This is a genomic window from Janthinobacterium sp. UMAB-56 (genome assembly GCF_900095265.1).
GTDB lineage: Bacteria > Pseudomonadota > Gammaproteobacteria > Burkholderiales > Burkholderiaceae_D > Janthinobacterium.
Window position 1 is genome coordinate 153,434 of the sequence record NZ_LT607655.1, and the last position, 889, is coordinate 154,322.

An 889-nucleotide genomic window follows, 5' to 3' on the forward strand; every position below is an offset into this window, starting at 1 on the left:
TCTTTACTATTCACAACACCAGACTGAACTGGCGTCCCCAAGGGGATTCGAACCCCTGTACTCACCGTGAAAGGGTGATGTCCTAGGCCTCTAGACGATGGGGACCTGTGCTGGCTTTACTCTCAGCGGACTCTTCGTTGAAGGCTTTGCTTAGCCCCTCAAAAAAGCGTGCGCGAAGTATAGCACGGGGTAATACGCGAAATCAACTGCTGGCCTTCTTTTTTCCATCTTATTTCACTCTTGACCCAGCTTGCAAAAAACAGCCAGGCCGGATCAGGCAAGAAGCAGCGCAAGCGGAAGACTACGGCCAATATTCCAGAGGGAAGCAGACTCAGGCAGGGATACCCTGCTTCGACCACAATCCAATGCCCCCTCGGAACCGCCGCCACAGAACCCAGACCTCTTGCATGCCACGCAAGCGCGCTAACAGCTTAGTCACATTCCCCCGAGCGAAGAAATCGCTGACGCAAATAAAAAAAGCCGCTCCAGGCGACTTTGATTATCGATGACTTCTGCGCTGTGGTGGAGGTAAGCGGGAGCTAAGCGCTGACCTCTTGCATGCCATGCAAGCGCGCTAACAGCTTAGCCACCTCCCCCGAGGGGTATGGCGGAAAGTATCCCGAAAATAAAAAAAGCCGCTCCAGGCGACTTTGATTATCGATGATTTCTGCGCTGTGGTGGAGGTAAGCGGGATCGAACCGCTGACCTCTTGCATGCCATGCAAGCGCACTAACAGCTTAGCCACTTCCCCCGAGGGGTATGGCGGAAAGTGTCGCGGAAATAAAAAAAGCCGCTCAAGGCGACTTTGATTATCATGTGAATTCTGCGCTATTGGTGGAGGTAAGCGGGATCGAACCGCTGACCTCTTGCATGCCATGCAAGCGCTCTC

1 tRNA gene is annotated in these 889 nt (G+C 53.5%); it reads right to left on the reverse strand.

Annotated features, from left to right (window positions below):
• Positions 1 to 29 precede the first annotated feature (29 nt).
• Positions 30 to 105: transfer RNA gene (locus K0F85_RS11575), tRNA-Glu, on the reverse strand.
• Positions 106 to 889 lie beyond the last annotated feature (784 nt).